General features: G+C 71.3%; 6 protein-coding genes. 3 read left to right on the plus strand and 3 right to left on the minus strand.

What is annotated here, in order from left to right:
• Positions 1–6 precede the first annotated feature (6 nt).
• Together ACFVDP_RS42250 and ACFVDP_RS42255 are read right to left on the minus strand one after the other, a co-directional pair.
• Positions 7–243, minus strand: coding sequence for a DUF3263 domain-containing protein (locus ACFVDP_RS42250; RefSeq protein WP_383502701.1), 237 nt, complete (start codon positions 241–243; stop codon positions 7–9).
• A gap of 10 nt (positions 244–253) precedes the next feature.
• Positions 254–1,468, minus strand: a complete 1,215-nt coding sequence (locus tag ACFVDP_RS42255) for an ABC transporter substrate-binding protein (RefSeq protein WP_383502725.1) — start codon at positions 1,466–1,468, stop codon at positions 254–256.
• 218 nt (positions 1,469–1,686) lie between these two features.
• Here ACFVDP_RS42255 and ACFVDP_RS42260 point away from each other — a divergent pair, with 218 nt between their 5' ends.
• The 3 genes from ACFVDP_RS42260 to ACFVDP_RS42270 all read left to right on the plus strand — a co-directional run bounded on the left by ACFVDP_RS42260 (position 1,687) and on the right by ACFVDP_RS42270 (position 4,828).
• Entirely contained in the window at positions 1,687–2,640 is a 954-nt protein-coding gene (locus tag ACFVDP_RS42260) for an ROK family protein (RefSeq protein ID WP_383502704.1), read from the plus strand.
• On the plus strand, positions 2,640–3,776 hold the full coding sequence (nagA, locus tag ACFVDP_RS42265) for an N-acetylglucosamine-6-phosphate deacetylase (protein WP_383502707.1): 1,137 nt from the start codon (positions 2,640–2,642) through the stop codon (positions 3,774–3,776). Before ACFVDP_RS42260 ends, nagA begins: the two co-directional genes overlap by 1 nt.
• Positions 3,777–3,898: 122 nt before the next feature.
• Positions 3,899–4,828 carry a 1-phosphofructokinase family hexose kinase gene (locus ACFVDP_RS42270; protein ID WP_383502710.1) on the plus strand — a complete coding sequence of 310 codons (930 nt, stop codon included), beginning with the start codon at positions 3,899–3,901 and terminating at the stop codon, positions 4,826–4,828.
• Between the two features lie 16 nt (positions 4,829–4,844).
• Here the strand turns inward: ACFVDP_RS42270 and ACFVDP_RS42275 are convergent, their stop codons facing one another.
• Positions 4,845–5,795 (minus strand): carbohydrate-binding protein, encoded by a 951-nt coding sequence (locus tag ACFVDP_RS42275; protein WP_383502713.1) that lies wholly within the window; start codon positions 5,793–5,795, stop codon positions 4,845–4,847.
• Positions 5,796–6,016 lie beyond the last annotated feature (221 nt).

Below are 6,016 nucleotides of genomic sequence, written 5' to 3' on the forward strand. Positions count from 1 at the left end.
CGATCCTCAGTGCTCCCGGCGCTTGGCCTCGCGAACCCTGCGCAGCCTGTTCACGGTGACCGGTGCGGCTTCGAGCGCCCGGGGATCGTCGATCAGCGCGTTCAGGAGCTGGAAGTAGCGCACGGGCGCCATGTCCAGCTCCTCGCGGACGGCCCGCTCCTTGGCGCCGGGGGATGCGAAGGAACGGCCCTCGAAGGCGAGCACGGCACGTTCACGGTCACCGAGAGGGGGCTGCGCGTCCATGCCCGCCACGCTACTCGGCGGACTCGGCGGCCGCCGCCTCGCTCTGGAGCCGGCCGAGCACGGCGGCCGGGCTGCCGTGCGGGGAGACGGCGGAGCCGATCTCCTGCTTGATGCCCTCGCTGACGCTCGCCCAGGACGTGTTGCCGACGGGATACAACTCCGAGTCGCCCAGGCTCTTGAGGAACGGCCAGAGCTTCTTGTCCTCGCCGGCCGACTCCATGGTGTCCGAGGCGCTGCTGGTGACGGGCAGCAGGTCGTACTCGCGGGAGAAGTCGAGCACGTTCTTCTCGCTGTACACGTAGTTCAGGAACTCGCCGGTCTGCTTGGCGTGCCCGTTCTGCTTGAACGCCATCATCCAGTCGGCGACGCCCATCGTGGACTTGGCGGGACCGTCCGGGCCCGGCAGCCGCACGGTGCCGTAGTCGACGCCCTTGGCGGCGGCCATCTGCATCAGCGTCGGGTGGCCGTTGAGCATGCCGACGTCGCCCTTGGCGAAGGCCGCGAAGGCGTCGGCGCGGTTGAGCTTCGCGGGCGCGGTGGAACCGGTCAGGCCCTTGCCGACGAGGTCGTCGCGCAGCCAGTTGAACGTCGTGATGTTCTGCTTGGAGTCGAGGGTGTACGAGCCGACGTCGTCGGTGTAGCCGTCGCCGCCGCTGAGCATCCAGATCATGGTCTCGGCCTGCGCCTCTTCCCGGCCGAGCGGCAGCGCGTACGGGATCTTCACGCCCTTGGCCTTGAGCGCGCTCGCGTCGGCGGCCAGCTCGGCCCAGGTGGTGGGCGGGGTGAGACCGGCGTCCTTGAAGAGCTTCTTGTTGTAGAAGAGCAGACGCGTGGAGGCGGCGAACGGCATGCCGTACTGAACGCTGTCGACCTGTCCGGCGTCGGAGAGCTGCGGCAGGAAGTCGGCCTGGGTCGGCACGTTGAGCAGATTGCCGACCGGGTAGAGCTTCCCGGCGGCCGCGTAGTCGGCGTACGCGCCGATCTGCGCCATGTCGGGGGCGTGGCCGGAGTCGACGAGCTTCTTGACCTTGGCGTCGACGACCTTCCAGTTGTAGACGTCGACGTCCACCTTGACGCCCGGGTGGTCCTTCTCGTAGGCGCCGGCCAGCTGGTCCCAGTACTTCTGCGAGCTGTTGGCCGCGGAGTCGCCGTAGTCGGCGGCGACGAGCTTGAGGGTGACGTCGTCCGATCCGCCGGCGCCGCACGCGGTGAGCGTGCCCGCCATGCCCAGTGCGGCAGCAGCCGCGATCAGACCGGTGATGTGCCGCTGCACCGTGTGTCCCACCCTCGCACTCGGGAATCCGCTAGTCGGACACAAGGTCTACACCACCTAGATCTCGTATCGGCAACAAGGCCGGTCAGGGGGGCCAGAAGGGTTCAGCGTCACAAGATCCCTGCAAGTGGACTAGACCTGTTGCGGGTCGACGCGCGACACTGTGCCCCGTGAGACATGTCATCGCCCTGGACGTGGGCGGCACCGGAATGAAGGCCGCCCTGGTCGGGGCGGACGGCACCCTGCTGCATCAGGCGCGCCGGGCGACGGAGCGCGAGCGGGGCGCCGACGCGGTCGTCGAGTCGATACTCGGCTTCGCCGCCGAGCTGCGGGCCTGGGGCGAGGAGCACCTCGGGGAGCCCGCCGCGGCCGCCGGGGTCGCCGTCCCCGGCGTCGTCGACGAAGCGGCCGGCATCGCGCTGTTCGCCGCCAATCTGGGCTGGCGCGACGTGCCCATGCGGGCGCTGCTCAGCGAGCGGCTCGGCACCGTTCCCGTCGCCCTCGGCCACGACGTGCGCACCGGCGGCCTCGGCGAGGGGCGGCTCGGCGCGGGCAAGGACGCCGACCGCTTCCTGTTCCTGCCGCTGGGCACCGGGATCGCCGGCGCCATCGGCATCGACGGACGCATCGAGCCCGGCGCGCACGGCTCGGCGGGCGAGATCGGCCATGTGGTCGTGCGGCCCGGCGGGATCGACTGCGGCTGCGGCCAGCGCGGCTGCCTGGAGCGGTACGCGTCCGCGAGCGCCGTCACCCTCGCCTGGCAGGACGCCACCGGCGACGCCACGGCGACCGCCGCGGACTGCGCGAAGGCCGTCGACGCCGGGGACCCCCGGGCCGTCCGGGTCTGGCAGGACGCGGTGGACGCGCTCGCCGACGGTCTGGTCATGGCGCTCACTCTGCTGGACCCGCGCACCCTGATCATCGGTGGCGGTCTGGCCGAGGCCGGGGAAACCTTGTTCACACCCCTGCGGGCGGCCGTCGCCGAGCGCGTGACGTTCCAGTCGCTGCCCGAAATCGTCCCGGCCGTCCTCGGGGACAGCGCCGGGTGCCTGGGCGCGGGACTGCTCGCCTGGGACCTGCTCGACCACACCGCAGCCACTGGATCCTCGGAGGTAACCGCCTGATGGCCACAGCAAAGGTGCTCGCCGGTGCCCGGGTGGTACTGCCCACCGGGACCGTCACCGACGGCCGCGTCATCGTCGACGGCACGCAGATCGCCGGGAGCGCTCCCGCGGACGCGGAAGCCCTCGACCTCACCGGCCACTGGGTGGTGCCCGGCTTCGTCGACATGCACAACCACGGCGGTGGCGGCGCGTCCTTCACGTCCGGCACGGTCGACGAGATCCTCAAGGGCATCCACACCCACCGGCTGCACGGCACGACGACCGTCGTCCCGTCCTTCGTCACCGGCGACATGGACTTCCTCGTCCAGCGCGCGGGCCTGCTCTCCGAACTCGCCGAACAGGGCGAGATCGCGGGCATCCACTTCGAGGGCCCGTTCATCTCGCCGTGCCGCAAGGGCGCCCACGACGAGACGCTGCTGCGCGACCCCGACCCGGCCGACGTGCGCAAGCTGATCGACGCCGCCCGCGGCCGCGCGAAGATGGTCACGCTCGCCACCGAGCTGCCCGGCGGCGTCGACTCCGTACGCCTGCTGGCCGAGCACGGGGTGATCGCCGCGATCGGCCACACCGACGCCACGTACGAGCAGACGGTGGAGGCGATCGACGCGGGCGCCACGGTCGCGACCCACCTGTTCAACGCGATGCCGACGCTCGGCCACCGCGCGCCGGGCCCGATCGCCGCGCTCCTGGAGGACGAGCGCATCACGGTCGAGCTGATCAACGACGGCACGCATCTGCACCCCGCCGCCCTCGAACTGGCCTTCCACCACAAGGGCGGTGACAAGGTCGCGTTCATCACCGACGCGATGGACGCGGCCGGATTCGGCGACGGGCGCTACATGCTCGGCCCGATGGAGGTCGAGGTGAAGGACTCGGTCGCGCGTCTGGTGGAGGGCGGCTCCATCGCGGGCTCGACGCTGACCCTGGACCGCGCGTTCAAGCGGGCCGTCACCGTCGACAAGCTGCCGGTCGAGGACGTCGTACGGGCCATCTCCGCCAACCCGGCGCGCCTGCTCGGCGTCTACGACAGGGTCGGCTCGCTGGAGCCCGGCAAGGACGCCGATCTCGTGGTCCTGGACGAGGAGTTCGAGGTCAAGGGCGTGATGCGCAAGGGCGAGTGGCTCGTCGCGCCGTAACTCGTCGCACGATCAAGGCGGTTGGCCGGAGGTCTGGGCCAACCGCCTTGACTTTGGCATGATCGACCCCCGTTACTGAAAGTACGTACGCACACAGCCGTATCGGGGGGTGGTGAGGTCCTGTGATCCTCACGGTCACGCTGAACACCGCACTCGACATCACCTACCGGGTGCGCTCCCTGCGCCCGCACGCCTCGCACCGGGTCACCGAGGTCACCGAACGCCCCGGCGGCAAGGGGCTGAACGTGGCGCGGGTGCTCGCCGCCCTCGGCCACGAGGCGACCGTCACGGGCTTCGCGGGCGGCGCGACGGGACGCACGCTCCAGGACCAACTCCTGGACGCGGAAGGGGTTTGTGACGCCCTGGTGCCCGTCAGCGGTTCGACCCGTCGCACGATCGCCGTCGTGGACGCCTCCACGGGCGACACGACGCAGCTGAACGAACCGGGCCCGCAGGTCACTCCCGCCGAGTGGGCGGCCTTCCAGGAGGCGTACGAGGATCTGCTCGGCACCGCCTCCGCGGTGGCCCTGTGCGGCAGCCTGCCGCCCGGCGTCCCGGTGGGCGCCTACGCGACCCTGGTCCGCGCCGCGCGGGCCGCCTCCGTCCCCGTCCTCCTGGACACCAGCGGCGAACCGCTGCGCAGGGGCGTCGCCGCCCGCCCCGACATCGTCAAGCCGAACGCGGACGAGCTGGCCGAACTCACCGGCTCCCACGAGCCGTTGCAGGCCATGAAGGACACCCGCAGACGCGGCGCCCACGCCGTGGTCGCCTCACTCGGCGCCGAGGGCCTGTGCGCCCTCACCCCGGACGGCACCTGGCGTGCTCCGGCCCCCGACCGCCTGTCAGGCAACCCCACGGGCGCGGGCGACTCGGCGGTGGCGGGCCTGCTCTCGGCCCAGGCCGAGCACCTGCCGTGGCCCCAGCGCCTGGCCCGCGCCGTGGCGCTGTCGGCGGCGACGGTGGTGGCCCCGGTGGCCGGGGAGTTCGACCGGGCGACGTACGAGCGTCTGGTGGGACGGGTGACGGTGTCGCAGCGGGCCGGGGCGGCCTAGGACCGCCCCGGGCGGGTCAGCCGTTCTTGCCGGTCAGCCAGAACTGGTCGAAGTTCGCGTCGCACTGGTTGCCGTCCTGGCAGGACACCGTGATCGCGTTCGTCCCCTTGGTGAGCTGGACGGACGCCCAGGTGTTCGTCCAGCCGTGCTCCCAGTCGCCCTCCTTCGCCTTGGCGAAGTTCCCCATGTTCAGGGGGCGGGACTGCTTCTTGCCGTTGACGTCGATCGTGGCGTTCTGGGCCTTGCCGGGCACGCCGTAGTTCACATACAGCCGGTACTCGCCGTCGTCCGGGATGTTGTTGACGGTCCAGGTGATCGTCGCGCCCACCTTGTTGAAGCCCGCGACGTACTGGCCGTCGGCGGCCTTCGCGCCGTCCACGTCCGCGGCGACGGCCGTGCCGCCGCCCAGCGTCACGGACTTCGCGTCGGTCTTCGGCAGGTCGGCCGCGGCCTCGGAGGCCGAGGCGGACGGCGACGCCGTCTCGCTGGGCTTCACCGTCTGGGAGTCGCCGGACGGCTTGCCCGCGTCCGCGTTCTTGTCGTCGTCCGAGCCGTTGCTCAGCATGGCGACGCTGATGCCGATCACCACGGCGGCCACGACGGCGACCGCGCCGATCAGCAGCGCCTTGGTGTTGGGACCGCGGCCGCCACCGCCGCCGCGCGAGGAGCGCGGCGGGCCCGGCTGCGTGGGCGCGCCGCCGCCGGGCATCGTCTCCGGTGCCTGGTAGTGCGTGTTCGGCTGGTGGTACGCCTGGGTGGGCTGGGTCTGCTGCGGCGGCACCTGCTGCTGCCCGTACTGACGCTCACCGACCGGGCGGACCTGATGGAAGGAGCGGGAGTTCGGGTAGCCGTAGCCGCCCCCGCCGTTCGGCGGGGTCGCCCCGGCCGCCTGTCCGTCGGCGTACAGATAGCCGAACGGATCATCGTCCTCGGGCGTGGTGCTCGCGCCGTTGTTGCCGGGCGCCATCCCAGATCACTCCCTACACGTTTGCTTACCCGGGCGAGCGTACCCGCTGCGAGTGACCCCAAGGAGTGGCCTTGACCTCACCGGTACATGAGAATTCGGGCGTCGTGCAGCTCAGCCCGCCCGCCGGTGCTGCTTGGCACGTGATCTTTTCTCTACGTACATCCGCTGGTCAGCGGATTGCAGCACTTCTTCGGCGGTCATCCCGCAGTGCGCCCAGCCGA

This window comes from Streptomyces sp. NPDC057694 (assembly GCF_042799415.1).
Lineage (GTDB): Bacteria > Actinomycetota > Actinomycetes > Streptomycetales > Streptomycetaceae > Streptomyces.

Excerpts from the sequence above, each read along its gene's own strand:
- ACFVDP_RS42250 (WP_383502701.1), bottom strand. The coding sequence starts at position 243 with ATGGACGCGCAGCCCCCTCTCGGTGACCGTGAACGTGCCGTGCTCGCC.
- ACFVDP_RS42255 (WP_383502725.1), bottom strand. The coding sequence starts at position 1,468 with ATGGCGGGCACGCTCACCGCGTGCGGCGCCGGCGGATCGGACGACGTC.
- nagA (WP_383502707.1), top strand. The coding sequence starts at position 2,640 with ATGGCCACAGCAAAGGTGCTCGCCGGTGCCCGGGTGGTACTGCCCACC.
- ACFVDP_RS42275 (WP_383502713.1), bottom strand. The coding sequence starts at position 5,795 with ATGGCGCCCGGCAACAACGGCGCGAGCACCACGCCCGAGGACGATGAT.